General features: G+C 28.5%; 27 protein-coding genes and 1 riboswitch. Of the genes, 20 read left to right on the forward strand and 7 right to left on the reverse strand.

The features are described from left to right. The first annotated feature begins 312 nt into the window (after positions 1-312). The 5 genes from L3B98_RS14230 (at position 313) to lgt (ending at position 5,496) form a co-directional block, all read left to right on the forward strand. Positions 313-1,680, forward strand: coding sequence for an MATE family efflux transporter (locus L3B98_RS14230; protein WP_238917191.1), 1,368 nt, complete (start codon positions 313-315; stop codon positions 1,678-1,680). Between the two features lie 280 nt (positions 1,681-1,960). Next, positions 1,961-3,019, forward strand: coding sequence for a phosphodiester glycosidase family protein (locus tag L3B98_RS14235; RefSeq protein WP_238917192.1), 1,059 nt, complete (start codon positions 1,961-1,963; stop codon positions 3,017-3,019). A 14-nt stretch (positions 3,020-3,033) separates the two neighbouring features. Then, on the forward strand, positions 3,034-4,074 hold the full coding sequence (locus L3B98_RS14240) for a hypothetical protein (protein WP_238917193.1): 1,041 nt from the start codon (positions 3,034-3,036) through the stop codon (positions 4,072-4,074). 146 nt (positions 4,075-4,220) lie between these two features. Beyond that, entirely contained in the window at positions 4,221-4,469 is a 249-nt protein-coding gene (locus L3B98_RS14245) for a TM1266 family iron-only hydrogenase system putative regulator (protein WP_015394321.1), read from the forward strand. 253 nt (positions 4,470-4,722) lie between these two features. After that, entirely contained in the window at positions 4,723-5,496 is a 774-nt protein-coding gene (gene lgt / locus L3B98_RS14250; protein WP_077365112.1) for a prolipoprotein diacylglyceryl transferase, read from the forward strand. Between the two features lie 412 nt (positions 5,497-5,908). On the opposite strand, the gene L3B98_RS14255 is transcribed toward lgt, so the two are convergent. Next, positions 5,909-6,406 (reverse strand): PTS glucose transporter subunit IIA, encoded by a 498-nt coding sequence (locus tag L3B98_RS14255; RefSeq protein WP_238917194.1) that lies wholly within the window; start codon positions 6,404-6,406, stop codon positions 5,909-5,911. 490 nt (positions 6,407-6,896) lie between these two features. Then, the gene (locus L3B98_RS14260) at positions 6,897-7,475 is read right to left on the reverse strand and encodes a serine/threonine protein kinase (RefSeq protein ID WP_238917195.1); all 579 of its coding nucleotides are present in this window, start codon (positions 7,473-7,475) and stop codon (positions 6,897-6,899) included. A 185-nt stretch (positions 7,476-7,660) separates the two neighbouring features. On the opposite strand from L3B98_RS14260, the gene L3B98_RS14265 reads away from it, so the two are divergent. The 4 genes from L3B98_RS14265 (at position 7,661) to trxA (ending at position 9,691) form a co-directional block, all read left to right on the forward strand. After that, entirely contained in the window at positions 7,661-8,020 is a 360-nt protein-coding gene (locus L3B98_RS14265; protein ID WP_015394317.1) for a sulfite exporter TauE/SafE family protein, read from the forward strand. Positions 8,021-8,171: 151 nt separating this feature from the next. After that, positions 8,172-8,861, forward strand: coding sequence for a Crp/Fnr family transcriptional regulator (locus L3B98_RS14270; protein ID WP_238917196.1), 690 nt, complete (start codon positions 8,172-8,174; stop codon positions 8,859-8,861). 24 nt (positions 8,862-8,885) lie between these two features. Further along, positions 8,886-9,206: a rhodanese-like domain-containing protein gene (locus L3B98_RS14275; protein WP_238917197.1), complete on the forward strand. Its 321-nt coding sequence runs from the start codon at positions 8,886-8,888 to the stop codon at positions 9,204-9,206. Between the two features lie 167 nt (positions 9,207-9,373). After that, positions 9,374-9,691, forward strand: a complete 318-nt coding sequence (gene trxA, locus L3B98_RS14280) for a thioredoxin (RefSeq protein WP_077365100.1) — start codon at positions 9,374-9,376, stop codon at positions 9,689-9,691. Positions 9,692-9,747: 56 nt separating this feature from the next. Here the strand turns inward: trxA and L3B98_RS14285 are convergent, their stop codons facing one another. After that, positions 9,748-9,918, reverse strand: a complete 171-nt coding sequence (locus L3B98_RS14285) for a YjfB family protein (RefSeq protein ID WP_238917287.1) — start codon at positions 9,916-9,918, stop codon at positions 9,748-9,750. Between the two features lie 282 nt (positions 9,919-10,200). On the opposite strand from L3B98_RS14285, the gene ugpC reads away from it, so the two are divergent. The 6 genes from ugpC to L3B98_RS14315 all read left to right on the forward strand — a co-directional run bounded on the left by ugpC (position 10,201) and on the right by L3B98_RS14315 (position 17,181). Further along, on the forward strand, positions 10,201-11,379 hold the full coding sequence (ugpC, locus tag L3B98_RS14290; protein WP_238917198.1) for a sn-glycerol-3-phosphate ABC transporter ATP-binding protein UgpC: 1,179 nt from the start codon (positions 10,201-10,203) through the stop codon (positions 11,377-11,379). After that, positions 11,379-12,242: a sugar ABC transporter permease gene (locus L3B98_RS14295; protein WP_238917199.1), complete on the forward strand. Its 864-nt coding sequence runs from the start codon at positions 11,379-11,381 to the stop codon at positions 12,240-12,242. The genes ugpC and L3B98_RS14295 overlap by 1 nt, the downstream gene beginning before the upstream one ends. Further along, entirely contained in the window at positions 12,242-13,063 is an 822-nt protein-coding gene (locus L3B98_RS14300; protein WP_238917200.1) for a carbohydrate ABC transporter permease, read from the forward strand. The genes L3B98_RS14295 and L3B98_RS14300 overlap by 1 nt, the downstream gene beginning before the upstream one ends. A 126-nt stretch (positions 13,064-13,189) precedes the next feature. Then, complete coding sequence (locus L3B98_RS14305; protein WP_238917201.1) at positions 13,190-14,557, forward strand: ABC transporter substrate-binding protein; 1,368 nt, start codon at positions 13,190-13,192, stop codon at positions 14,555-14,557. Between the two features lie 78 nt (positions 14,558-14,635). Next, positions 14,636-15,343, forward strand: a complete 708-nt coding sequence (locus tag L3B98_RS14310; protein ID WP_238917202.1) for a glycerophosphodiester phosphodiesterase — start codon at positions 14,636-14,638, stop codon at positions 15,341-15,343. A 219-nt stretch (positions 15,344-15,562) separates the two neighbouring features. Continuing rightward, a riboswitch (purine riboswitch) is annotated at positions 15,563-15,664 on the forward strand. 200 nt (positions 15,665-15,864) lie between these two features. Further along, positions 15,865-17,181 carry an NCS2 family permease gene (locus L3B98_RS14315; protein ID WP_335620473.1) on the forward strand — a complete coding sequence of 439 codons (1,317 nt, stop codon included), beginning with the start codon at positions 15,865-15,867 and terminating at the stop codon, positions 17,179-17,181. A gap of 292 nt (positions 17,182-17,473) precedes the next feature. On the opposite strand, the gene L3B98_RS14320 is transcribed toward L3B98_RS14315, so the two are convergent. The 3 genes from L3B98_RS14320 to L3B98_RS14330 form a co-directional block, all read right to left on the reverse strand. Further along, positions 17,474-18,649 (reverse strand): extracellular solute-binding protein, encoded by a 1,176-nt coding sequence (locus L3B98_RS14320; RefSeq protein WP_238917203.1) that lies wholly within the window; start codon positions 18,647-18,649, stop codon positions 17,474-17,476. 38 nt (positions 18,650-18,687) lie between these two features. Next, positions 18,688-20,367, reverse strand: a complete 1,680-nt coding sequence (locus L3B98_RS14325) for a methyl-accepting chemotaxis protein (RefSeq protein WP_238917204.1) — start codon at positions 20,365-20,367, stop codon at positions 18,688-18,690. A 491-nt stretch (positions 20,368-20,858) separates the two neighbouring features. Beyond that, entirely contained in the window at positions 20,859-21,482 is a 624-nt protein-coding gene (locus L3B98_RS14330) for a cytidylate kinase-like family protein (protein ID WP_238917205.1), read from the reverse strand. Between the two features lie 584 nt (positions 21,483-22,066). Between L3B98_RS14330 and L3B98_RS14335 the strand changes: the two genes are divergently transcribed. The 5 genes from L3B98_RS14335 (at position 22,067) to L3B98_RS14355 (ending at position 24,581) form a co-directional block, all read left to right on the forward strand. Beyond that, a complete protein-coding gene (locus L3B98_RS14335; protein WP_015394302.1) occupies positions 22,067-22,297 on the forward strand; it encodes a hypothetical protein in 231 nt (76 codons plus the stop codon). A 41-nt stretch (positions 22,298-22,338) separates the two neighbouring features. Then, positions 22,339-22,506, forward strand: coding sequence for an ABC transporter ATP-binding protein (locus L3B98_RS14340; RefSeq protein WP_238917206.1), 168 nt, complete (start codon positions 22,339-22,341; stop codon positions 22,504-22,506). 29 nt (positions 22,507-22,535) lie between these two features. After that, a complete protein-coding gene (locus tag L3B98_RS14345) occupies positions 22,536-22,697 on the forward strand; it encodes a hypothetical protein (RefSeq protein ID WP_173696435.1) in 162 nt (53 codons plus the stop codon). Between the two features lie 167 nt (positions 22,698-22,864). Next, complete coding sequence (locus L3B98_RS14350) at positions 22,865-23,614, forward strand: MBL fold metallo-hydrolase (RefSeq protein ID WP_238917207.1); 750 nt, start codon at positions 22,865-22,867, stop codon at positions 23,612-23,614. Between the two features lie 442 nt (positions 23,615-24,056). Continuing rightward, positions 24,057-24,581 carry a DUF6304 family protein gene (locus L3B98_RS14355; RefSeq protein WP_238917208.1) on the forward strand — a complete coding sequence of 175 codons (525 nt, stop codon included), beginning with the start codon at positions 24,057-24,059 and terminating at the stop codon, positions 24,579-24,581. A gap of 206 nt (positions 24,582-24,787) precedes the next feature. On the opposite strand, the gene L3B98_RS14360 is transcribed toward L3B98_RS14355, so the two are convergent. After that, complete coding sequence (locus L3B98_RS14360; RefSeq protein ID WP_238917209.1) at positions 24,788-26,218, reverse strand: aspartate ammonia-lyase; 1,431 nt, start codon at positions 26,216-26,218, stop codon at positions 24,788-24,790. Positions 26,219-26,805: the final 587 nt, after the last annotated feature.

A 26,805-nucleotide genomic window follows, 5' to 3' on the forward strand; every position in this document is an offset into this window, starting at 1 on the left:
TATGTTTTTGGAAAAAAATAAAATAATCAATCATATTTGAAAAATATCACAAAATCATATATTTTTCAAGGTATTGCCAATTTATATTTTTCATTCAAACATTAGATAATTATATCAGATTGAATTTATAAATGATATAGTATAATTATTTGTAGACACAATAAATTTTAGTAAGTAAAATAGAATAAGGTGTATTAACAATGATCAATGATGAGGACAATAGTAAATTGGTCATTATTAACTATGGATTCAAATTGACCATTGATAATTGAAAATCAACAATTGATCAAAGAATGATGAGGTACTAAAATTATGACAATTATTAAAACTTTAAATAACATGGGACAAGATAAAAAATTTTTGCGTAAAGTAATTGCTATAACTACACCAATAACATTGCAGGCTTTATTAAATACAAGTTTGAATCTTGTTGATAATGTAATGATCGGCAGTTTAGGGCAAACATCTATTGCTGCAGTTGGACTTGCAAACAAAGTATTTTTTGTTTTTACTTTACTATTGTTTGGTATTGTAAGTGGTTCATCTATTTTGACTGCCCAATATTTTGGTAAAAAAGATATTAAAAACATAAGAAAAGTGTTAGGAATGTCTTTGGTAATGGGACTGATTGGTGCTATTTTTTTCGTAATTCCAAGCTTGTTATGTCCTGAAATTGTAATGAGCATTTTTACTCCAAGTACAGAAACTATAAAAATAGGGGCAACCTACTTATCAATAGCTGCTATAAGTTATCCTTTAACAGCAGTAACAAATGTTTATGTGGCACTTTTAAGAGGTGTTAATCAAGTAAAGGCTCCAGTATTTGTTACATTGTTTTCTATTGTAATAAAGGTGATATTAAACTATACATTAATATTTGGGCACTTTGGAGTTCCAGCCTTTGGGGTTCGTGGTGAAGCCATAGCAACTTTGATAGCTAGAACAATTGAGTGTACTTTAATTTTATCAATAGTATATATTCAAAAAGGACCTGCTGCCGCAAAGCTTAAAGAACTTATATCTTTTGATAATAAATTTGTAAAATTATTTTTTGTTACAGTATCTCCAGTTATTTTAAATGAATTTATGTGGGGCTTAGGTGTTACAATGTATTCTTTAGTCTATGGAAGAATGGGAGATGGGGCAGTAGCTGCAATTACTATAACTCAAACTGTTGAACAAATTATAACGGTTATTTTCCAAGGAATTAGTGCTGCTACAGCAGTTATTTTAGGAAATGAATTAGGAGCCAATAAACTTGAGGAAGCAAAAATACATGCAAAATATTTTATTATACTTCAATTTATAGCTGCCTTAATAATGGCTGCAACTTGTTTAGGTATTAGAACTCCAATAATTACTTTATTTAATGTAACTGAAGGAGTTGGAATGGATATAAGAAAATGTCTATTGGTTTTCTCTTGTTATTTACCATTTAAAGTATTTAACTGGGTTAATATAGTAGGTATACTTAGAAGTGGTGGAGATACTAAGGCTGCTTTACTATTGGATATTACAGGTGTATGGCTTGTTGGAATTCCATTTGCTTATCTTGGAGGAATTTTACTTGGACTTCCAATATATTTTGTATATGCAATGGTTACTTTTGAGGAAGTATATAAATTTATATTAGGATTGAGAAGATATAATCAAAGAGTATGGCTCAAAAATTTAGTTTAATTTCACAAAGTGAAAATGTATATGTTACAATAATATGGCATATTAAAAATATATTTATGCCATATTATTGTTTTTATAAGTATAATTTATATATATTCCAATTATCAATGTTCAACTTTGATTTCCTTTGGAAATCTTTAGGTTTTGAACAATTCTTTTAAAACATATATATTAATTTTATTTTTGAAACTATATTTTAATTGATATAAAAACCATATATGGATTATTTCTTTTATAATAGGAAATAATTATAATATTAATAAAAATATCGGAGGATTATATGGATAGGAAGGTTAACCATAGGTCTGTAAATAGATCGGTAAATAAATCCCAAGTTAATAGAAGAAAGAAAAAGAAGAGACAGTCAAATCCAAGAATTCTTTTGAGAGGTATAAGAGATGCACTTCTTTTTTTTATAATTACTACACCTCTAGTGTTCTTTTTTGGACCATATAAAGATACGAGAAAAGCAGTTCTAGAAACTGTTCTAGCAACAAGACATGCATATTTGGTAGAAGATCTAATACCAAAAACATTGTTAGATAAGCTTCTTGGAAGAGATGAAGCAAATAATAGTCAAGAAGTTTTTCAAGATATGAAAAAGATAAATGTAAAATACAAGATTGGAAATGAAATAACTGAATACCATATATCCGATAAGAGATATGAGGCTTATGTTTTAGAAATAAAGAATCCATTAAAAGTGAAGGTTGCCATGACAAGATATTTAAAGAAAAGAGGGCAAAAGACAAGTGAAATGGCAGAAGACCACAATGCGGTTGCTGCAATTAATGGTGGGTCTTTTATTGATCAATCCTCTGATGGAACTACGTATGCAGGAACAGGTGCCGAACCAGGTGGATTTGTTATATCTGACGGAAAAGTTGTCTACCCAACTGCGAATATAAATGAAAAGGCAGTGGAAAATGTTGTTGCCTTTACAGAAGGTGGAGAATTAATTGTTGGGGATCATTCAATATCAGAATTAAAAAAATATAAAGTTAAAGAAGCAATGTGTTTTAGAAAACCTAATATTATTATTAATGGCGTAAGGCAAGTGAAAGACAAGGCAACAGAAGGGTACAATCCTAGGACAGCTGTTGGCCAAAAGGCAGATGGAACTATAATTTTCTTGGTTATAGATGGTAGAAAGATAACAACGCCTGGAGCAAGCTTATACGATGTTCAAGAAATTATGATGAAACAAGGGGCTGTAAATGCTGGAGCCCTTGATGGTGGATATTCCTCAACTATGTATTATAAAGGAAATGTTATTAATTCCCCTAATGCTTGGGATGGAGAAAGAACTGTTGCCACAGCATTTTATGTAGAGCAGTAAAGGAGACATAATTAATGAGAAATATTAAGAGAAAATTGGCTTGGTTTGCTATTGCTTTTGTAGTGCAGCAATTTATGTTTTTATTTATTGACAAAATATATTTAGCTTCAGATTCAAATTTTAAAGTTGAAAAAGTTGAAGAACAAGAAAATCCAGCAGATAAGAAAACAGAAATTAATATAAAAAATGGAATAGATGAGGTTAAAGTATCTTCAGATGGGAGATATGTGGCCTATGTTGAGGGTGGAAAACTTAAAGTATTAGATGGTAGTGATGATAAAGAAAAGCAATGTGATACTGATAGTGGCAATGAAATTGTATTTTATAAATGGTTAAATGGTGAGAATAAAGTTCTTGTAATACAAAAGGTAAAAGAAAAAGGTGCATATTATTTGGAACCTATATCTTTTGATGCTAAAAAAGGAGAAACATCAGATATCGCAAATTTTGACCGGAATATAGTGAAAATTAAACTCAACAGTTCAAAAGATGAAGTAAATAATGTTGCATTTTCAAATTTAACTCATAGCTTATATATTGAAGTTAAAAAGAGTTCTGAAAAATGTGATTTATACTATGCAAATATAATGAGTGAAATGAAAAAGGTTAAGAGTGACAGAAATATAACTGATATAGTCGTTCCTACTACAAATGCTAATGCTGTAGTTGAAGAAGGAAATAATTTATCTGTATTAAATACAAAAGGAAATTTATTAATACCAAATGTTAAAACTCCTAAAATATTAGGGGCAGATGTTAATGACAATGTATATTTTGGAGAAGCTTCAGGAGATAAGATTGAAAAGATTTATTATACTGTACTATCTGATAAAAATAGAAAGTGGAATGAATTTAAACTGCCAGAACCAACTGAAAAGGAAGATATTATAGTAGATTATTCTGGTAAAGTATATGTTAATAATAAAGCTAAGAAAAGTTTAGCAGAATTAACAACTAATAAATCCATAAAGTATAAAGGGGAATTAGTTCAATCTTATTCAAAGGGAGTAATTTCTAGAGAAAATAATAAATTGTATAAAAATAAGTTAGATTAAGGGAAGCTTTAGAAATCATAATAATGCAGCCACTTTCTAAAGAATAAGATGTGAAAATTAGTACACAATATATATTAATATGAAATAAAATCTTCATATATTTCAAAAGGTTTTATTTTTACATAATATATAATGGAGGAATTGAAATGTCTAAAATAGGAGTAGTTAGCACAATATTAGAACATCCAAAAGATATACAAGATAAATATAATGATGTGGTAGCATCATTTAGAGGAAGTATAAAAGGAAGAATGGGGATACCATTTACTGATGAATTATCAATTATTTCTATTGCGCTTGTTGGTGAATATGATGATATATGTAATTTTACAAAAGAACTTGAAGAGCTTGAAGGAGTAACTGTAAATACATCAATATCGAAAATAGAAGCTTAGAAAGTAATATTAAGGAAGATATAAATTTTTTAGCTAATGATTAAAATAATATATTAAAGCAAGAATATTTTGTGCAGGTAATATTGAAAATCAATAGATGCACAAAATTTTTTTGTTTGCTTTATTTATTTCATAAACATTGAATAATATATAAATTAATATATAATAAAAGATAATAATTCTTACTACTGGAAAGTAAGAGTATTGTTATAAAATAAAATGATATATGCTAAAGAAGAGAGGCGATGTTTAAATGAATCCAGTAGCATTTCAAATAGGAAGTTTTGAAGTTAGATGGTATGGAATATTAATAGCTTTTGGAGTAATTGCAGCAATTATATTGACTGGATATAATTGTAGGAAGAAAAATTTAGATTTTGATGTTATTTTAGATGCTTTTTTTATAGCATTTCCAACTGCAATTGTTGGAGCTAGGGCATATTATGTAATCTTTGAATTTGAAAATTATAAGAATAATTTAATTGATGTATTTAATATAAGAAAAGGTGGCTTGGCCATTCATGGAGGATTGATTGGTGCATTCATAGCTGTTTACATATTTTCAAAGATAAAGAAAATAGAGTTGTTAAAGTATTTAGATATAGTAGCACCAGCTATTATTTTAGCTCAAGCAATTGGAAGATGGGGAAATTTTATGAATGGAGAAGCACATGGTGGTGAGGTTTCTTACGAATTTATTAGTCATTTCCCAGCTTTTATTCAAAAGGGAATGAATATTGGGGGGATCTATTATCATCCAACATTCTTATATGAATCTATATGGAATATTTTGGTGTGCATTATATTGTTGATAATCCTGTATAAGAAAAATAATGAGGAGAATGGAATCGTAATAGGAAGTTACATAACTCTCTATTCATTAGGTAGAGTATTTATTGAGGGGCTTAGAACAGACAGCCTAATGTTAGGAAGTCTAAGAGTTGCTCAACTAGTAAGCATTGCAGGTATGATATTAGGAATAGGACTTATACTTTATGTAAAAAGGAAGAGAAATATTAAAGTTTAGTAATGTACATATAGATATCCAAATTGATAATTAAACTTATAAATGGAATATACATACATCATTGAGAAATTATAATCGTAACACTACACTAGAAATCAGATACATTTTTCTGGAATCAGGCATGTGAAATTGAGCTGCTGATGGTTCTTAATGGGGGCTTGTTTCATTTCAGATTGTCCAGATTTTACATCTGGAACACGCTGAAATGATGGCAAGCCCACATTTAGAACTTTCCAGCGAAAATTTCACTAGTCCTGTGGAAGACAAATGTATTGGATTTCGGTAATTTTCGCGTAAGTCTAATTTTTAACAGCTCATTTTCAAAAATATTTATGATTGTAGTGGAATATAGTTAAAGCAAAATTTTAATAGCTCTGCTAAAACAATATATTTGCCTTTAACAGATCACTTTTTAAACTTGTGGAAATTTGCAAATAGCAACTTCGTCCTGTCCAGCTATTACGTTTTTATCTACCATTGTAACAATTTCAGACACAATATCAGGATTCGTAATTAAAACAGGAGAAATCAGTGAAAAACCTTCTTTTAAAATGAAATCTCTATCTATTTTAATTATAGGAGTTCCAGCTTTTACAGAAGTTCCTTCTTCAACAAGTTGTTCGAATCCGTCACCTTTTAAGGAAACAGTGTCTATTCCTATATGTATTAGAAGTTCAATGCCATTGTCAAGTGATAGTGCAAAAGCATGCTTTGTTTTGAAAATCATTGATACTGTACCATCAGCTGGAGCTACAATTGTATCACCAGTTATATCAATAGCAATTCCGTCTCCTGCCATTTTTTGTGCAAAAACTGGGTCTGGAACTTTAGATAAATCAATTGCTGCGCCATCAGCTGGGGCAAGTAAAATTAAATCGGATATTTGCTTTTTATTAAATAACTTAAACATAAATACCTCCTAAAGTTATAAATTAAGCTAAAAATATGTTTTAGTATAATTAATGTAATTATATTATGTATAGTAAGTATAGTCAACAAAATGTGGAATTGATTTCATACTAAATTATAATATAGATAGCCAAGCAAAGAATTAGATTTATGCAACAATTACCGAATATGATACATTTATCTTCCGCAGGACTAGTGAAATTTTCGCTGGAAGGTTCTAAATGTGGGCTTGTCGTCATTTCAGCGTGTTCCAGATATAAAATCTAGACAAGCTGTAAATGAAACAAGCCCACATTAACAACCTTCAACAGCTCAATTTCACATGCCTGCTCCAGAAAAAATGTATCATATTTCTAGTGTAGAGTTGTAATTTTAAATTCTCAAGAGTGTATACATATTCCATTTATAAGTTAAATTCTTAAATTGGATATCTATAAATTTACCACTATCACTATTTCAGATACAAGTATGATATTTAATAATGAACAAAGCTAAGAAACATTCATGTTAATTACAAAGGTTTTTTTGGACATATATTTAAAATATTTATATCCATTAATCCAATAACTTATAAGTTCTGGTTTATAGTCTAAAAGATATCTTAAAAAAACATCAAAAACGTTAAGTTTAATTAATACTTTTATTATTTCTTTTGGGTATGGTGTATTTTTTTCATAAACTTTTCTTGGATCTATTACTTGTATTTTTTCATTTTTATTAACAAATATATGTGCATTTCTAATATCAAGTCTTTTAAAATTCAGAACTTTGAACTCTTCTATAAGATCTGCGATTTCAATGGAGAGTTTATAGGATAATCCGTTGAAATTAATATATTCATATAAATTAGCTCCTTCAACATAGTCTCTTACTACCATATTGTTAGCAATAAACAGAACTTTTGGAAAGAATCTACTTCCATTGACTTTTTCTAAAATGGAAACTTCACTTTCTGCTTTCTTCTTGCTATTAAAAACTTTTAAAGCATATCCTTCAGGTGTTAAATAAACAGCACCTTCCTTACCTTTTCCTAAAAATTCGCATTTTTTAATATCTAAAACGTATCTCATATTATCACATGAAATTATTGATTTAAGTATTATATGCTTTTAATTAGAATAATTCTATTTAATCTAAAAAGAAATTAGTTAACTTAAAATTTCCTTATTTTCATATAATACCCTGATTGACAATTAATAATTGAACATTGATAATTACAATATATTCAAATTAATTGGAAAGAAGGAATAATTGTATGGATGTAGCTATATTTATAGGAGTAGGATTATTGGCAGGAATATTAAGTGGAATGTTTGGAATTGGTGGAGGTATAGTTATTGTGCCAGCATTAGTTTACTTATGTGGCTTTAGTCAATTAAAAGCTCAGGGAACTTCTCTGGCTATAATGCTTCCACCAGTTGGAATTGCAGCGTTTATTTATTATTATAAACAAGGGCAAGTGGATTTGAAGGCAGGAATTTTAATTTGTATATTCTTAGTTATAGGTTCAATGTTTGGTGCTAGAATAGCGCATTATATTCCTATGTCAATATTAAAAAAATCTTTTGGAGTACTAATGATTTTAATGTCATTAAAGATGATTTTTTCTAAATGAGTTGAATTAAAATAAGGCTATTTTATGGGTGCTAACTAGTTAGAGGTTGGAGCCCTTTTTATATTTAATAATCTTAATAATTGGATATATGTGATTAAGTCACATATATCTTTAGAAAATTATTATATAATATAATCATGGAGGGGTGTGGATGGTAAATCAAGAAAGTACTATGAAAAACCGGATGAAGGATTTAAATTCCCTATATGAGGTATATCCGGTTCTAAAGAAAGTAAATGATAGTAACAACCAGATAATAAATGAACTTGCAGTTTTCAAAACGGTATATTCTGACGAGTTTGTAGCTGGCGCAGATGAAGCCTGCAATGGAATTTTATTTGTGATAAAAGGAACTGTTAAGATACAAAAGGTTAATGAAGATGGAGAAGAAACCAATCTTTATAATATAAAACAAGGAGAATTTTGCCATGAGGCATTAAGTTGTTTGGCAAATTTTGAATCTTTAAATATTACAGGTAAAGCAATTCAAGACTCTAAAGTTTGCATAATTCCATTTGACGTTGTTAGAAAGCATCTAATTGAAGATAAAGAGTTTTTATTATACATGTATAGAGACTTGTATTATAAATTTAATACTGTAATAGGAAATAAAGAGGAAATGATTCACGAATCCTTAGAAACAAGACTGATAAAATTACTCATGAGCAAAAAAAGTAATATAATTTATGGAACTCATAATGAATTGGCTTTTGAAATTGACTCTGTTCGTGAAGTTGTTAGTAGAAAACTTAAAAATATAGAGAAATTAGGATATATAAAACTTGAGAGAGGAAAAATCTCTATACTCAGAGATTTAACTGAATTATTAGAAAAGAATTAAGATGATTTTGAGGAGAAATACTATATGTTTGGATTATTTAATAAAAATCAAGGAAAAGTAATAAATGTAAATGATATGGAAGATTTGATTGGCAAGGTTGAATTAATAGATATAAGAGAAAAATATGAATATTCAGGAGGAAGCATAGTAAGTGCAAAAAACATTCCAATGGGTGAACTTTTAAATGAGCCAGAAAAATATTTGAATAAAGACAAGGAATATTACATAATGTGTCAATCTGGTGGAAGAAGCGCAAGGACTTGCAATACACTTTTAAGCCAAGGTTTCAAGGTAGTTAATGTTGCTGGTGGAATGGGTTCATATGTGGGAACAAAAAGGAAATAATTTATCTACAATTAATAATGAAAAGAATATAATAAGAAGTATGTAATTTTAAATTTAAAGGAGATTAATTACAGACTTAAAGGTGATTAAGTCACAGAAAATGGAATGAATTTGGAATATTATTAAAATATACACATTTGAATTTTAATTGCTAGGAGTGATTAGAGATGGCAAAAATAATTGATAGTAACGAATTTTTTGAAAATGTTGAAAATACTGAAGGAGTCGTTGTCGTGGATTTCTTTGCAAACTGGTGTGGACCATGCAAGATGTTAGCGCCAGTTTTTGAAGGAGTCAGTAATGAAATAGGTGATAAGGCTAAATTTTTTAAGCTGGATATCGATGAAGGTGGAAGAATAGCACAAAAATATGGAATATCAGCTGTTCCGACTATGATTATCTTTAAAGATGGAGTTCCGGTAGAAAACCTAACAGGTTTTATGCCAAAGGAAAATATAACAAATAAAGTAAAGGCACACTTATAAAATATTAAAAAATAAACAAAGGACTTGGTATTTTGAATAATACCAAGTCCTTTGTCTTATGCTCTTGCGTCTATGACTGATCCTCTTGTAGTATCAATAGCCATCATTTCAGTCATTTGAGTAGCAGTATCACTTGAATTGTTCATTGCCATCTTTAGTACTGAAACAGAAGCGGCATCTTGAACAGAAGTTTGACTCAAATTCATTGACATAGCTGCAATATCCATATACTCAAATCCTTTCATTTTCATATAGTTTGCTATAAGTTTTTATCGAAATAATATATAAATACTTTAATTATCAATGACTGACGCTGAATTACAAGAATTACTGAAAGAGCGTTCATTACTTTAGATTAAAGAAATGATTTTTTAACAGGTTAGTATTTAACTTCCAATTAACATAAATTAACCCAAAGCAAATGGTGATTTAATATTTAACTAGTATATTTATATGGGTAAAGATAATGATGTAAGATCTTATATTTAGTTTGGAAAGCAGGTAAATTAATGGCAAAAGTTATACTAAAACATCTGAACAAGAGATATACAAATGATTTTAAAGCAGCAAATGATATTAACTTAAACATTGAGGATGGGGAATTCGTGGTTTTAGTTGGTCCGTCTGGATGTGGAAAGTCCACAACACTAAGGATGATTGCAGGCCTTGAAGAGATATCCTCAGGTGAATTATATATTGATGAAAGGTTAGTGAATAAAGTAGAACCAGTAGATAGAGATATAGCTATGGTATTTCAAAATTATGCATTATATCCACACTTTTCAGTATATGAGAATATGGCATTTGCTCTGAGAATAAAAAAGATGAATAAGCTAGAAATTGAAAAGAAAATACGAGAAACAGCTAAAATACTTGAAATTGAGGATTTGTTAAATAGAAAGCCAAAGGAGTTATCTGGTGGACAGAGACAGAGAGTTGCACTTGGACGAGCAATTGTGAGGAAGCCTAAAGTGTTTTTAATGGATGAGCCATTGTCAAATTTGGATGCAAAACTAAGAGTTTCTATGAGAAGTGAAATAATTAAACTTCATCAAAGGCTTAAAACGACTTTCATTTATGTAACACATGACCAGACAGAAGCCATGACTATGGGAAGTACAATTGTTGTTATGAATAAAGGTGAAATTCAGCAGGTTGCAGATCCTATAACTATATATGAAAAACCAAGTAACAAATTTGTAGCTAGTTTTATTGGATCGCCTCAAATGAATTTTATAAATGTGAGAGTTGATAGAATTGACAATGATGTATTCATAGAAAATGAATTTTTGAAACATAGCATCAAAAATAAGAAACTTAAGACAATGCTTGAAGAAAAATATATTAGAAGTGAAGTAATAATTGGGTTGAGAGCAGAGGATATTAAGGTTATTCAAGAGGGTAAGAGAGAAATTGATGAGGGTATTAATATAGAAGAAAAAGAAAAAGTAATGGAAAATCATGAAAGAATTAAATCTGATGTAGTAATGGGTGAAATAGAATTTGTTGAAATTCTTGGATCAGAAACGTATATTCATTTAAAGCTTAAGGATAACAATATAATTTGTAGGGTTAACGGAGTATTTAGAGGAAAAGAAGGAGATTATTTAAAAGTCAGATTTGATTTTAAAAAAGCACATTTCTTTGACAAAGATAGTGAAATGAGAATTGAGCAGGAGGAATTATAATGAAAAGCTTGCTTAGAAAGATAGAGCCTTATTTATATTTAATTCCTTGCCTATTAGGGTTTTGCATATTTATGTTTTTTCCATTTATAAAGACTATTTTCTTAAGTTTCAATATAACTAATGCTAATGGAGAAGCAGTTGAATTTGTGGGTTTAGATAATTATAAAGAATTGTTCTTATCACCAGACTTTATTGGAAGCATTGGAGTAACCTTAAAATTTGTTGTTATGACAGCTGTACCAGCAATATTAATTGGCCTAGCATTAGCTATTCTTGCTAACAATAAACTTAAAGGCAGCAGGCTTTATGAAGTAATGTTTGCAATGCCAATGGCAGTTTCATCTGCAGCTGCCGCTATAATTTGGATGCTTTTATATCATCCATCAATAGGGCTATTGAATTATTTATTAAAAGCACAAATAGGTTGGTTAACTGATGAGAAAATTGCACTATTTTCAGTAGCGCTTGTTACCGTATGGCTAAATATAGGTTTGAATTTTATATTTATTCTTACAGGGCTTAAAAATATTCCAAAGGAAATGAATGAAAGTGCACAAATTGATGGGGCTAAAATGGGAAGGAAGTTTTTTAGATTAACAATACCGCTTATTTCTCCAACATTGTTTTTTGTTGTATTTATAAATATGATTAATTCTTTTCAGGCCTTTGGACAAATTAAACTATTAACTTTAGGTGGGCCAGCTAACTCAACTAATGTAATAGTTCACGAGATTTATAGGGAAGCATTTTTCAATAATAGGTTTGAAACTGCATGTGCAGAATCAATAGTATTATTTTTTATAATACTTATTATAACCTTAATTCAGTTAAAGTTTGAAAAGAAAGGAGTTTATTATTCATAATGGAGAATAAAGCAAGAAAATACGTATTATTAATATTAAATATCATAATTGGAATTATTATTATATCTCCAATACTTTATGGTTTTAGTATAAGTTTAATGAGCTCTGATGAAATTTTTTCGTATCCTCCTAAATTACTGCCTTCAGGTATTAATTTAGATAATTATAGACAGGTAATTGAAACTGTACCAATTTTAGGCTTTATATTTAATAGTGTCTTCGTTTCACTAATGGTTACTATAGGACAAATAATAACTTCATGTTTAGCAGCATATGCTTTTTCTTATTTTGATTTTAAAGGGAAGAGTTTATTATTTATTTTGAGTTTGTCTACTTTAATGATTCCAAGTGAGTCAACCATAATAGCTAATTATTTGACAATAGCGAAGCTTGGTTGGACAGATAGCTATTCTGGACTAATAGTGCCGTTTTTAGTTTCTGCTATGGGCATATTTTTAATAAGACAATTTTATTTGACAGTCCCTAAAGAATTGAAGGAAGCATCAACTATAGATGGTTGTAGTAATTTGAGATTTTTTATAAGGGTATTACTTCCTATGTCTAAACCTGTAATTGCTTCACTTGGAGTTTATACATTTTTAAATACCTGGAATCAATATATGTGGCCATTGCTTGTAACAAATGCACCAGAAATGAGAACTGTTCAAATAGGTATTAGTATGCTTCAATTTGCAGAAAGTCAAAATATAGGAGTGGTTTTTGCAGGAGTTATAATGATTATTTTGCCTTCCATAGTGATTTTTATAATAGGTCAAAAGCAATTGGTAGAAGGCATTACTTCAGGAGCTGTAAAAGGTTAAAACGAAAATTATCAATTATCAACGTTCAATTATTTATCATTGAACATTAAGCATTGATAGTTGCAATATATACATCAAATAAAAGTCGTAATAAATGTAGAATAAAAAAGAATGTGAGGTTTAGTTATGAAAAAGAAGATTTTATCATTAATGGTTACTACCTGCATGTGCATTTCGGTATTAGCAGGTTGTGGAGCAACTGGTAGCAGTAAAACAACAGACGCAAAAGCAGATGGGAAAAAAGAAATTGTCTTTTGGCACTCTATGGGTGGTAAAGGCGGCGATGCTATAAATTCATTAGTGGATAAATTCAATAAGGAGAATAAAAGTAACATTGTAGTTAAAGCACAATATCAAGGTGAATATGATGATGCTATAAATAAAATAAAAAGTTCAAAAGATAAAAGCGGCTATCCAGATATAATGCAGCTTTATGACTTGGGAACTAGGTGGATGATAGATTCAAAATTGTCAACTCCTATGCAAAAATTTATAGATGATGATAAATATGACACTTCATCACTTGAACCGAACCTTTTAGCGTATTATACTGTAGATAATAAATTAAATTCAATGCCATTTAATTCATCAACGCCTATTTTGTATTATAATAAAAATGCATTCAAAGAAGCAGGGGTAGATCCAGAAAAAGCTCCAGCAAATTTTGATGAAATAAAAACATATTCAGAAAAGTTAACTAAGAAAGATGGCGGAAATGTTTCTCAATATGGTTACTCAATGGCTATTTATGGATGGTTCTTTGAACAATTCCTAGCTGAACAATTAAAGCTATATGTAAATAATGGAAATGGTAGAGATTCTAGTGCTACAAGTGTAGATTTTAAAAATAATGGTGGTGGAGTAAAAATACTAAATGCTTGGAAGAGTCTTTATGATCAAGGGCTACTTGGTAACTTTGGAAGAAAACCAGCAGATACACAACAAGCTTTTATGGCTGGAAAAACAGCAATGTTTATTGATTCAACAGCAAGTTTAAGTAGTGTATTAGATGGTGTTAAAGGAAAATTTGAAGTTGGAACAGCATTTTTACCAAAAATCAATAAAGATGACAAAGGTGGAGTATCAATTGGGGGAGCATCTTTATGGATTTTAAATAAGGATGATCAAGAAAAACAAAAAGCAGCTTTTGAATTTATTAAATTTATGGTGGCGCCAGAACAACAAGTTTATTGGAATGAACAAACAGGTTATTTCCCAGTAACTACTAAAGCTTATGATTTACAAGAAATGAAAGACCATTTAGCAAAAACTCCACAATTTAAAACAGCTATTGATCAATTACATGCATCACCAGCTGAATCTAAGGGTGCATTACTTGGTGTGTTCCCAGAAGCAAGACAAACAATTGAAACTAATATTGAAGCAATGCTTCAAGGCAAAGCATCACCAGAAGATGCTATAGATGCCAGTGAAAAATCAATAAATTCAGCAATAGAAAAATATAATAAAGCTAATAAATATAAAGTAGGTTAAATTGCATTCGCAATTTAACTAAGTTTGAGAAACCAAATCCAAGATTTGGTTTCTTACTTATAAAGGAAGGTGTGCAATTTGAAAATTTTAAACATAGCTCATAGAGGATATAGTGGAAAATTTGATGAGAATACAATGCTTGCATTTAAAAAAGCCATTGAATATAAGGCTGATGGTATAGAGACGGATGTCCAGCTATCTCAAGACAATATACCAGTCATAATACATGATGAAACCTTAGAAAGAACAACAAATGGAATAGGGTATGTTAAAGATTATACTTTGGCTGAGCTCAAGATGTTTAAAACTAAGAATGGTGAGAAAATACCGACTTTAAAAGAGCTTTTAGAGCTTGTGGCAAAATCAAATTTAAAAGTATTGAATTTAGAATTGAAAAATAGCATATTTTCTTATCAAGGTCTTGAAGAAAAAGTTTTAGAAATGATTGAGCAATATAATTTAAAAGAAAAGATTATTATTTCAAGTTTTAATCATTTGAGTTTGGTTAAAATTAGAAGCTTAGATGATAAAATAAAACTAGGAGCATTGACAGATTCAACTCTTGCCAATGTTCCAAAATATTTAAAAGATATTAAGGTACAATGCTATCATCCTTGTTTCCCAAGTATATTAATAGAAGAATATATGAGAGAAATTAAAGAAGCAGGAATAATGGTAAATCCATATACTGTAAATGAAGAAGAACATATGAAAATGGTTATTAGAGTAAAACCTGATTGTATAATTACAAATGAAATTGAAAAATTATACAATTTAATAAATTAATGAAAATAGTCCAATCTAGAATTACGTTTACATTTCAAAAAGACGAACATTTAAGCTTTAAAATTAAAAAAAATACAGAAAAAATTAAAATTACTATTGATTTATGAATAAATTTGTTGTAGGATTATGTATGTAAAGAGAGAGCTATATATTACACGAATGATTTATTATATTTCTCTATTTGTAAAATCTGAGATATAATAAGTGATCAGATCAAATGTAATTTTTGAAAATTTTACCCGTATATGCTTAGTAATAAGGTCTAAGTGTCTCTACCGGACTACCGTAAATTGTCTGACTATGGGTGTTTATAGGTATTTTGCTTATAAACCCCTTTGTAAATAACAAAGGGGTTTCAGTTTTTCTTGAGTAAATATTTATAAATTCTTGTTATTATTCTTTTATATTTTATTCAGTTAGTGAAGATACTAACTAAGATATTATTTTTATTTTAGAGTACCCGTGTATTGGTGTAACTCGAAATATAGGAGGAATTTAGATTGGATAATGTATCAAACAAAATGGTAAACACGGCAGAAAATGGCATACTTGAAAGAATATTTCATTTATCAAAAAACAAAACAAATGTAAAAACAGAAATGTTAGCAGGATTAACTACATTTTTAACTATGGCATACATACTAGTTGTAAATCCAAGTATTTTAAGTCAAACAGGAATGGATAAATCAGCTGTATTTACAGCAACAGCATTAGCTTCTGTTATAGGTACTGTAATTATGGCATTAATGGCTAATTATCCTTTTGGTATGGCACCAGGTATGGGATTAAATGCACTTTTTACATTTACAATATGTTTAGGAATGAAGTTTTCGTGGCAAACAGCTTTAGCAGCTTCATTAATAGAAGGTGTTATATTCTTATTACTTAATGTATTTAAGATTAGACAAGTTATTATAGATAGTGTTCCTCAAACACTAAAACATGCAATAAGTATTGGTATTGGTTTCTTTATAACATTTATCGGCTTCCAAGATGCTAAAGTGATTGTTGGTAGTGAAGCAACATTAACTACAATTGGAAATTTGAAAGATCCTTCAGTTCTTTTAGCTTGCTTAGGAGTAGTTATAATAGCAATACTTTATTATAAAAATATTAGAGGTTCATTTATTATCGGAATGATTGTTGTGTATGCACTTGGTGCAGCATTTGGTGTTGCTCAATTACCAAGTCAAATAGTATCTATGCCTCCATCAGTTGCTCCGATCTTTATGCAATTTGATTTTAAGAGTGCTATGGTTATTGGAATAATTCCAGCTATTCTTTCTATGTTGTTTATAGATGTATTTGATAGTATAGGAACTTTAATTGGATTAGCTTCAAAGGCTGGATATTTAGATGAAAATGGTAATGTTTTAAATGCAGATAAAGTTTTAACAGCTGATGCTGTTGGATCAGTAGTTGGTGCATGTTTAGGAACTTCTACACCAGTAGCATTCGTAGAATCAGCTTCAGGTATTGCTGAAGGTGGAAGAACTGGACTTGCAGGTCTTACAATAGCTGGATTATTCTTCTTATCATTATTTTTCTCACCAGTATTAACTGCTATACCAGGATTTGCTACTGGACCAGTTTTAATAGTTCTTGGAGCAGTAATGATGGAACCAATAGCTAAGGTTGATTTTTCAGATTTTACAGAAGGATTACCAGTATTCTTAACATTAGTATTAACACTTTTAACATATTCAATTACAGATGGTTTAGCATTTGGATTTATCTCTTATGTATTAATAAAATTATTTACAGGTAAATCAAAAGATATTCCTGTTCCAATGTATTTTATAGCTATAGCATTTGGTATATTATTTGCAATAATGTAATATATAATAAATAGATAAAAAAATACTTCATCGTGTGCTACACGATGAAGTATTTTTTTTATTCTTTAGGAAATTATATTGTTGGACAATCTGTGGATAACTTTTGAAACAGACTAATCAACTAGGTTTAATATTTTAAAAGAATAAAAAATAAATCATATTCGCCTGCATAAAATGTTCTTATATGCAGCATAGCTGCCTTTTCTAAGGTGCACATTTTTCTCACATGCGTTCGAAAAGGCAGATGCGTAAAAAAAATCTACGGCTCCACAGTCGCCTGCGATTTTTTTATCTATCTTTTTACTTTTGCTCCAAACAACTGATCCCACATATTTAATGCTTCCATGAATGTATCTGTATCTAATTGTGTTGTAGTTGGGAGAGACTTAATAGCGTCATCATATGATTGTCTTATAGCAGGTTTTATTTTATCTTGGCTCTCTTTAGGAGCTGCATCAAGTGGAACATCCTTAACTGAAGGACCTGGATAGAAATAACCACTATCATATGTTTTAGCTTGCATTTTTGGAGTCATAAGCCATTCCATTAATTTTAAAACAACTTCTTTTTGTCTATCATTAAGTCCTTTTGGCATAGCCATATATTGGGCATCTGCAACTAAAGTAGTATTATCTAACATAAAACCTTGATAGTTTTGAGGAATACCTCCAGTAATTCTTTGATTTATATCCCATCCTAGTTGACTTGAGACAATCCACCTTTTACCTAAATTTAATTCTGAAAAAGTAGGACCAGTTTTTCCTGGATAGTAATCAATGTATTGATCAAGTTCTTTAAGATAAGCCCATGTTTTATCCCATGTTTTTGGATCCTTTGGATTTTTATCTCCAAGAATGTACGGTAATCCTAAAAGAAACGTTCTTCCGGGACCTGAATTAGCTGGTCTAGCGTAGGTAAATTTCCCAGGATTTGCTTTTGCAAACTCTACAAGGTCGCTTGGTGATTTGGGAATATTTTTAACTGTGTCCGGATTATATGTAAAAAGCGGTCCACTAGGAGAGTAAACATATGTAATACCGTAACCTTTCACTAAGTTATATGTTGCTTTAGCACCAGCTGTATAATTATTTTCTAAGTCAGGAAAGCTGCTGCTATACTGAGGCATAATATTTTCTATAACATCTTTTTTAATACATGTAGACATACCATCAATTCCTGTAAAAACTAAACCAGTTTGTACATTCTCTGATAGAATTTGAGCTTTTAGCAAAGATGGAACTTCTAGAGAAGTTGCTTTAGTAATTTTTATATCACTTATTAAGTCCGGATTTGCAGCTTTAAATTGATCAATGGAATCTCCAACTAATTGCATTGAACCAGAAACATCAATTATATTTAATGTTATAGGTTCATTGGATTTAGAATTATTTTTTGAACCACAACCTGTAAAAATACTTACAGTAAAAACTGTTGTTAGTACAATACTTAAAAATTTCAACTTTTTCATAATTATCCTCCATTTTTAACTCGAGATGAACGTCTTTCCTATAGTTTAAATTTAGCAACTTCGTCTATCATAGAGTTTGTTAAATTTGATAGAGTTTGTGCAGAAGATGACACTTCAGAAAATGATATGTTTATTTGTTGTACTGAAGCTGATATTTCTTCAGCCGAAGCTGCATTTTCTTCTGACACCCCGGAAATATTTAATGCTTTAGAAAGTATAAGATCTTTTTCAACATTTATATTTTCAATTGACTTGTTTATACTATTAACCTTAGGTAAAATCGTATTTATTGCATTAAATATTAATGCGAAGGATTTTATTGAGTCCTCAATAAGTTCTGATTGATTATTCAAACTGTTTTTTCCTAAATCAGTAGTTTTAACAGCGACTTGAGCCTCTTTATTAATACTTGAAATTAGATTTGTTATATCATTAGCAGATATTTTAGACTGTTCAGCTAATTTTCTGATTTCTTCTGCAACAACGGAAAATCCTTTTCCAACTTCTCCAGCACGGGCAGATTCGATTGCTGCGTTTAGAGCTAATAAATCAGTTTCGTCAGCAATAGAATTAATAATGGTTGTTATATTATTAACTTTTACTACATGTTGATCTAATGTAACGACTTTATCTTTTATAGTATTGAAAGAGTTATTTACATCTTTTACTGAATCAAATAAAAATTTTAATTTTGAGTTTCCGTCTTCAGCCATTGAATTAATGTTATTAAGATTAGAATTTACATCATTAATTGATAGTGTAATTTGATTTAAGGAATCAGCAAAATTATCAAGGGAAGTTTTTACATTTATTAAATCACTAGATTGATCATTGGCAGCGCTTGCAACTTCTTGAACTGCTGCATTAATTTCTTGTGCAGATGAGGACATTTGATCAGAAGCCTCCAAAAGATTTGTTGCTTGAACATTTACAACATTTGTTGATTGCTTAACAGATTCTAGCATTAAAGAGATATTTGAAATTGTCTTTTTAATTGATCTCTTCATTATTCCAAATTCATTTTTATATTCAGAGTCCATTTTTATGCTAAAATCTCCGTCAGCAACGTAGTTTAATACAGATATTATTTCTTTCATAGATTTCTTTATTACTGAAACTATTGCAGATGAAACAAAAATCATTAATATGAATCCTATAATGAATGTTGCAAAGAAAATTTTAGTACTTCTAAGATACAAATTAATATTATCATTTTGAAGAGTATTAGCCATATTTGAACTATAAGTTACTAGATTATCAAGGAAAAGCTGTGCTTCAACTCCAAGCTGATTAAATTGTTCTAAGTCTATTCCATAAAGTTTATTACCTTTTTCAAGATTCTTTATTTGAGAATAATATTTTTCAGAGTCACTTTTAAATTCAGCCAAATTATTCTTTTCTAAAGAGCTCAAAGATAAGTTTTCATAGTCATTCAATAAGTCACTCATTTTACTGTAATTAGCATCTATAGCAGACACATCATCAGCATTAAAGTCAGAAATAGATATTCTATTGGCATTTAATCTGATATTAGAAAATGTTTGCCTGATCTCTTCGGTTTTTACGATTCTAACTAGAGCGTTTTCATACATTGATGAAGAATTATTATTAATAGCTTTCATATTACTGTACCCGACAATAGCTATGGCTAACGAGACAATTGTTGATAGAATAACCATTAATACAATACTGTTAATAATTTTGATGTTTTTCAGCATATTTTTCTCTCCCTTATATGTAATATATTCCATATTCATAAAAGATCGTAAATTAGAAAATCTAAAAAACGATTTGGCGCAACAAAAAAATAAAATATCTTCCAATCAATACAAAATGTTATTATTAGCTAATATATTGAAATTAAGTAAGATAAGTTAGTATTTTTGATGTTATGAATTATATGGTAAATGTTATATAATATTCTACCATACAAGTATGGTAGAAGTAAACATACACAAAAGAACTATGAATTAAAAATATATTAATTTATTTTGAGGAAATTATAAGATGAAAATAAACTCAAATAGAACGAAAAATAATAATCGAAGGAAAAGTGAGCAGTTTTTGTAAGAAAGTTTTTAAAATAGGTATTGGAGGAGACTTAAAACAAAAGTTGCTCGATTTACTTAATTTAATCTTCAAAATTTAACTAAGTAAAAGCGAACAACTTAATAAAAGGAGAATATTTTTTGATAAATGAAATTTATCTTTATAAGTTCATTCTCAATGCTATATATTCTTTAATGTATTTTACAGATTTTTCAAAACCAAATCTACTAGTATCAAGGGACAAATCATAATTTCTTACATCTTCCCACTTATTTCCTGTGTGATAATAATAGTAATCACTTCTATATTTATTTAGTCTCTTTATTTCTTTTATCGTTTCCTTTTCTGAAGTACCAAGAATAGACATTTCATGTTTAATACAGAATTCCTCAGATGAGTGGATAAAAATTTTGAATACATTTTGCTTATCTTTTAAAATATAATCAGCACATCGTCCTATTACAACATATGATTCTCTTTCAGAAAGTTCTCTTAAGATTTTTGCTTGATAATTGAATAGATTATCATTTGAAGTGAAATCATTATTTTCTGGTGGAATAAGTTCACCATTATATACATGTTTTGAAACCTTATAAAGTAAACTGTTTTTTACATCTTCATCTGCATTAGCGAATAAGGCTTCGTTGATACCGCTATCGTCTGAAGCTAAACGTAATAACTCTCTATCATAAATGTTAATTCCTAAATCTTTTGAAAGCATTTTCCCTATAGTAGTTCCTCCGCTGCCGCAAGTTCTGGTTATAGCAATTACAAATTTATCCATACAATATCCCTCCTTATCTATATAAAAATTATACCACATTTTATTATGTGTATAATAAAATAATGAGTTTCTAGAGAAATATTGATAAAAGTTAAAATTATATAAAAGTAGATAAATCAGATAGAAATAGTCTTGTATTATTTTCTTTATTATGTTATTATTAATTCAAACATTAGATTCCCAAGGATAATTACAAAAAATCTTTTTTAAGCATTAATTTTTTATAAGAATGATAAGCAGTAGAAATATTGTTTATCATTCTTATTTTTTTATCGAAAAGTATATTTGAATTAATAATTCAATATGGTTAAATATCTCAAAAGTTAATAAATATAAAACTACAACAAATTACAAAAAAGATTAAAATATTCTAAAACTTATGTCAGATTATAAAATATTAAAAGAAAAAAATAAATAAAATGGCTTAAAAATGAATAATAGGCAAAATGAAAATAAGTGAGAATATTAATGAAAAATAGTAAAATGTAAGTAAATATATAATTATATTATAAATGGTAATGTGATTAGATTGCTGTTTGAATTTTAATTGAAATAAAAATATATAAAAAGGGTATGGTGATAAAATGAGGTGTTGGACTGTAAATTTAAATTTAAGTTTTGTTGAGAAATATAATATACCTTTTAATAGTTTTGTTATAAAGGCAGAAGAAAAAGAAGAATTTTTATGCAAAATGGATCAAGTTTTGATTAAAATAATGGAATTAACTAAGTTCAAAATTGATGATATATCTCCATTTGATTATAAAGAGTTACCGGAAGTAATTGTGGAGGAATATATTTCAATAGCCGAATGATAGAAATTTATGATGGAAATGTATCTGTGGAGGGGATTCGTATGAAGGTTGAGATTGGAGATGTTGTGAGGGGGACTGATGTAGATGGGAATATTATTGAAGGAAGAGTAGTTGATATATTACGTAAAATAAATATAATACAGGTAAGAGTTAATGAAAAAGCATCAACTCCAGTAAGTTGCAAAGTCGAAGAAATTGAGAAGATATAATATTAAAAAAAGAAAGGTGGTTGATTAATATGGATTGCCCTAATTGCAAAAATAATATAGGAAAGGATAGAACTGGAGAAATTATATGTATTTTGGCATTAAAAGGAGAGTGTTATGTTAAATACAATACATCTAAAATAATCTGTGATAAAGAAATTGTAAAAGGTGATTACTTAAGAGAAAGTAATTGAAATGAATTGATTTATCGAATGCTTAAAAGATAAAATAGGACTTTGGAAATATCTGAAAATTTAGAAATTGACAAACAAAAGAAGGTTCTATATAATAACAGTTATTAGTTGTTAAATATTATTACTTTTAGAAAAAATAGATGTTATATATTAAGGGGGAGCAAATTATGAAAATAGTAGCTTTAGAATTTTATAAAAATGGAAGAATGAATGAATCCTTTGCTTTAGGAGGAAGTTTAGAAAAAGAAAAAATTAATGTGAATAAAAAATATCCTGCTAGTTTGCAGAATTATTTAATAGATACAGGTAAAGAAGTTATCTTGGTAGATACTGGACTTCCGATCGAAACACCAGATTTTGAAGATAAACCAGATCAAGCAATGTTTATGGGAGAAAAAGTTGCTGATTTTAAACAAGCCTTAAAAAATGTTGGATATAAAATAGAAGATGTTAGTAAGATAATATTAACTCATAAACATCCAGATCATGCGGGAGAATTAAGATTATTTGATCACGCAAAAATATTTATGTCAAGAATAGAAGCAGAAGCTATGAAATTAACAAGTGAAAATATAGTTAAGGTTGATTTTACTGATGGAGAATATAAAAATTTTGAAAAGAGTCAAATTATAGCAGACAATATTGTGATGCTTCCAGCATATGGGCATACTACTGGAAATTCATTAGTTGTTGTAGAGGATAATGAGATTCGTTATATGATCCATGGTGATGTTACTTATACAGATGAAGCATTAAGACAAAATCAATTATCTGTGGTATTTGAAGATAAAGAATTAGCTAAAGAAACATTAGAAATTGTAAGAACTTTCATAAAAGAAAATGACACAGTATACTTAAGCACTCACACTCCTGAAGGCGTAACTGCATTAGAAAATAATATTATTATGAAATTATAAAAATGCACAAGGTAGCTTGTTAATTAAACAAGTTATCTTTTTTATTCAAATGAAATAATGTGTTTCATGTAATCAAATATATAATTTTACAACCTTAATATTTAAAATATAATTTTACATATGAAAAGAATGACTTACTTAGGGGAATAAGTCATTCTTTTGTTGAAAGTATTTTTTTAAGGGATAATAATGCTTTAAACTACTTTTCAAACATTATTATAACCAATTAATGTTACGATTATGTTACGAAATAATAAATTATGTATAAATAATAAATAAATTTTTAATAAGCTCAGATTTCCTTGATAAATTTATTACTAAATTTAAAAGTGATTGTAAAATTTAACCTTTGTAATTGATGGTATTATATGGTATTATTGAAAGGTGGTTTAAAAAATAGGGAAATAGAGATTGAGAAATAAAGGGGGACATAAAATTTAATATGGTCAAATTAAAATATTCAGCATTATATACTGATAGCCTGGGATGTGAACAGGCTGAGGTATATGTTTCAAAAAAAGGCTTTCAGCTTCAAGTTCGAAATTGCATTTTTGAAAATCAAGACTTTGATTTTGATTTTTATGTTAAAAATTCTGAAGAAGCTAAACAATATTTTTATTTGAAAGAAGATGAATTGATAGATTATTGCATTGATATTAAGATGCCAATGAAATTAAAATCTAATGATCAGGAAGTAGTAAAAGAATTTTTGTTACGTATTGAGAAGAATAAAAATTATTACAACAATTCACTTTCTTTAAATTTAAATGATCAGAATTTTAGAGTAGAGGGATATGACTTGCAGGAATTATTATGTAGAATGAAGGAAGAATTATCTCACGAATACATTTTTAAGAATGATTTCACATCAATATTTGAATTATATGAAGCTGGAAATGATAATAAAAATAATTATGAAAAATTAAAGTTTTCTTTAAACAGGAAGTCGTACTTGACCTCTTGTTAATAATAAGTAAAGCTTATGGATAAGATTTTTGAAGAGATTTTTATCAATACTATAACAATAAAATTTGTTTAAATTAATTTAGCGTAAAAGAGATAACATACATTTTATAGTATGTCATCTCTTTTTTGGTTAATATCAACAATTTATAAGATTGTGTTCAGTAATAGTATATCAAAATTATTAAAAATTATTCATGATAATTAAAGTTATATTGCTTTGTTAATTGTTTGAGTTGATTTTGAATCTGAAAAACAATCAACATCTGTCATTGAAAATGGATCTAATATAGCATCTAATTCAGAAGAAGTTAATATTCCTTCATTTAATACTAGTTCTTTTATTGAAGTTCCAGTTTTTAAAGATATTTTAGCAATATCTGCTGATTTTTTATAGCCTATATATGGACAAAGAGCTGTAACTATTCCTACACTACTATTTAATAATTCTTTACATCTATCTTCGTTGGCTGTAATTCCTAAAATACAATTATCGATTAAAGTTGTTGTCGCATTTTCTAGTGTTTCAATAGATTCAAATAAATTATGAAAAAGAACAGGTTCGAAAGCATTAAGTTCAAGTTGTCCTGCTTCTGCAGCCATAGTTATAGTGAAATCATTTCCTATAATATTAAAAGCAACTTGAGATACTACTTCTAAAATAACTGGATTTATTTTTCCTGGCATAATTGATGAACCATTTTGCATTGAAGGTAAATTGATTTCACCGAAGCCTGTTTTGGGACCACTTGATAGTAATCTCAAATCATTTGCCATTTTAGAAAGATTTACTGCACAAGTTTTTAATATGCCTGAAACAGCTACAAAACAATCAAGATTTTGAGTTGCATCTATAAGGTCTTTTGATTGAAGAACATCAAATCCGCAGACTTTTTTTAAATTAGGAGTTATATTAGTTAAATATTCAGGACATACATTTATTGAAGTGCCTATAGCAGTACCACCAATATTTAAGATGAGCATTTCTTTTTCGACAGATTTTAATCGGTCTACATCTCTTTTTATCATTGATGCAAAAGCATTAAAAGATTGGCCAAGTCTTATTGGAACTGCATCTTGAAGCTGAGTACGTCCCATTTTAATAACATTATTAAATTCTAAAGATTTTAACTTAAGTGCATTATATAAACGTTGAAGTTCTGAGATAGTTTTTGGAAGCATTTTTAATACTGTTAGTTTTCCAGCAGTAGGAAAAACATCGTTTGTAGATTGTGCCATATTAACATGATCATTTGGGTGTATTATATTATAAGAACCTTTTTTCTCTCCAAGTAATTCTATAGCTCGATTCGCGATAACTTCGTTAGCATTCATATTAGCAGAGGTGCCTGCACCACCTTGAATAGGATCAACGATAAATTGATCATGAAATTTTCCACTGATAATTTCTTCACAAGCATTTATTATTGCATTAGCAATAGTTGGAGTTAATAATTCAGCATCTCTATTGGTAATTGCAGCAGCTTTTTTTATTTCAGCTAAACTTATTATAAAATCTTTGTGTAAGGGTTTTTTTGTAATATTAAAGTTTCTGCTTGCCCTTAAAGATTGAATACCATAATATGCCTCGACAGGTACTTCCATGTTTCCTATTGAATCAGACTCCATTCTCATTTTCATTTAAAATTCCTCGCTTTCAATATTTATAATATTTTTAAATAATAAATTCTTTAAATTATTTCTTTAACAAAAACTAAGCATTATCTTTGTTAATGTGTTTGCCAATATCTATGAGTGAAGATTAACACTAATTAAAATTCATGTAAATATTATAGGAAGAATTGTGAATAAAAACTAAAAAAGAATACATTTTTCTTAATTAAATTTATTTATCCAATAAAATGCTTAATAATATAAAGTTGATATAAATAACTAAAAATCCGAAAAAATAATCATTTATAACAAGTAATATTCGTATTTTGTAATGTTTGCCTAGTGTTTTTTTGAAAATAATTAATAAATATAAAGTATTGAGGTAGAAATCATTACTGTTTTGATATTTTGAATAATAATATAATATGAAAAATTATATTAAATGTGTTTAAGGTTAATTTTTTTAATCTAAGAAATAAAAAAGTCTTGAAAAAAACTATTTGTTACTTTAAAATATAAATAGATAAAAAATCATCTGTATTGGCAAAGATAAAATATATTAGACGCAATGAAGCGTATCAGAATAATTTTTTTTTGAATTATTTTGGTATGCT

Origin of the sequence: Clostridium sp. YIM B02555 (assembly GCF_022320955.1) — a bacterium.
Classification (GTDB): Bacteria; Bacillota; Clostridia; order Clostridiales; family Clostridiaceae; genus Clostridium; species Clostridium saccharoperbutylacetonicum.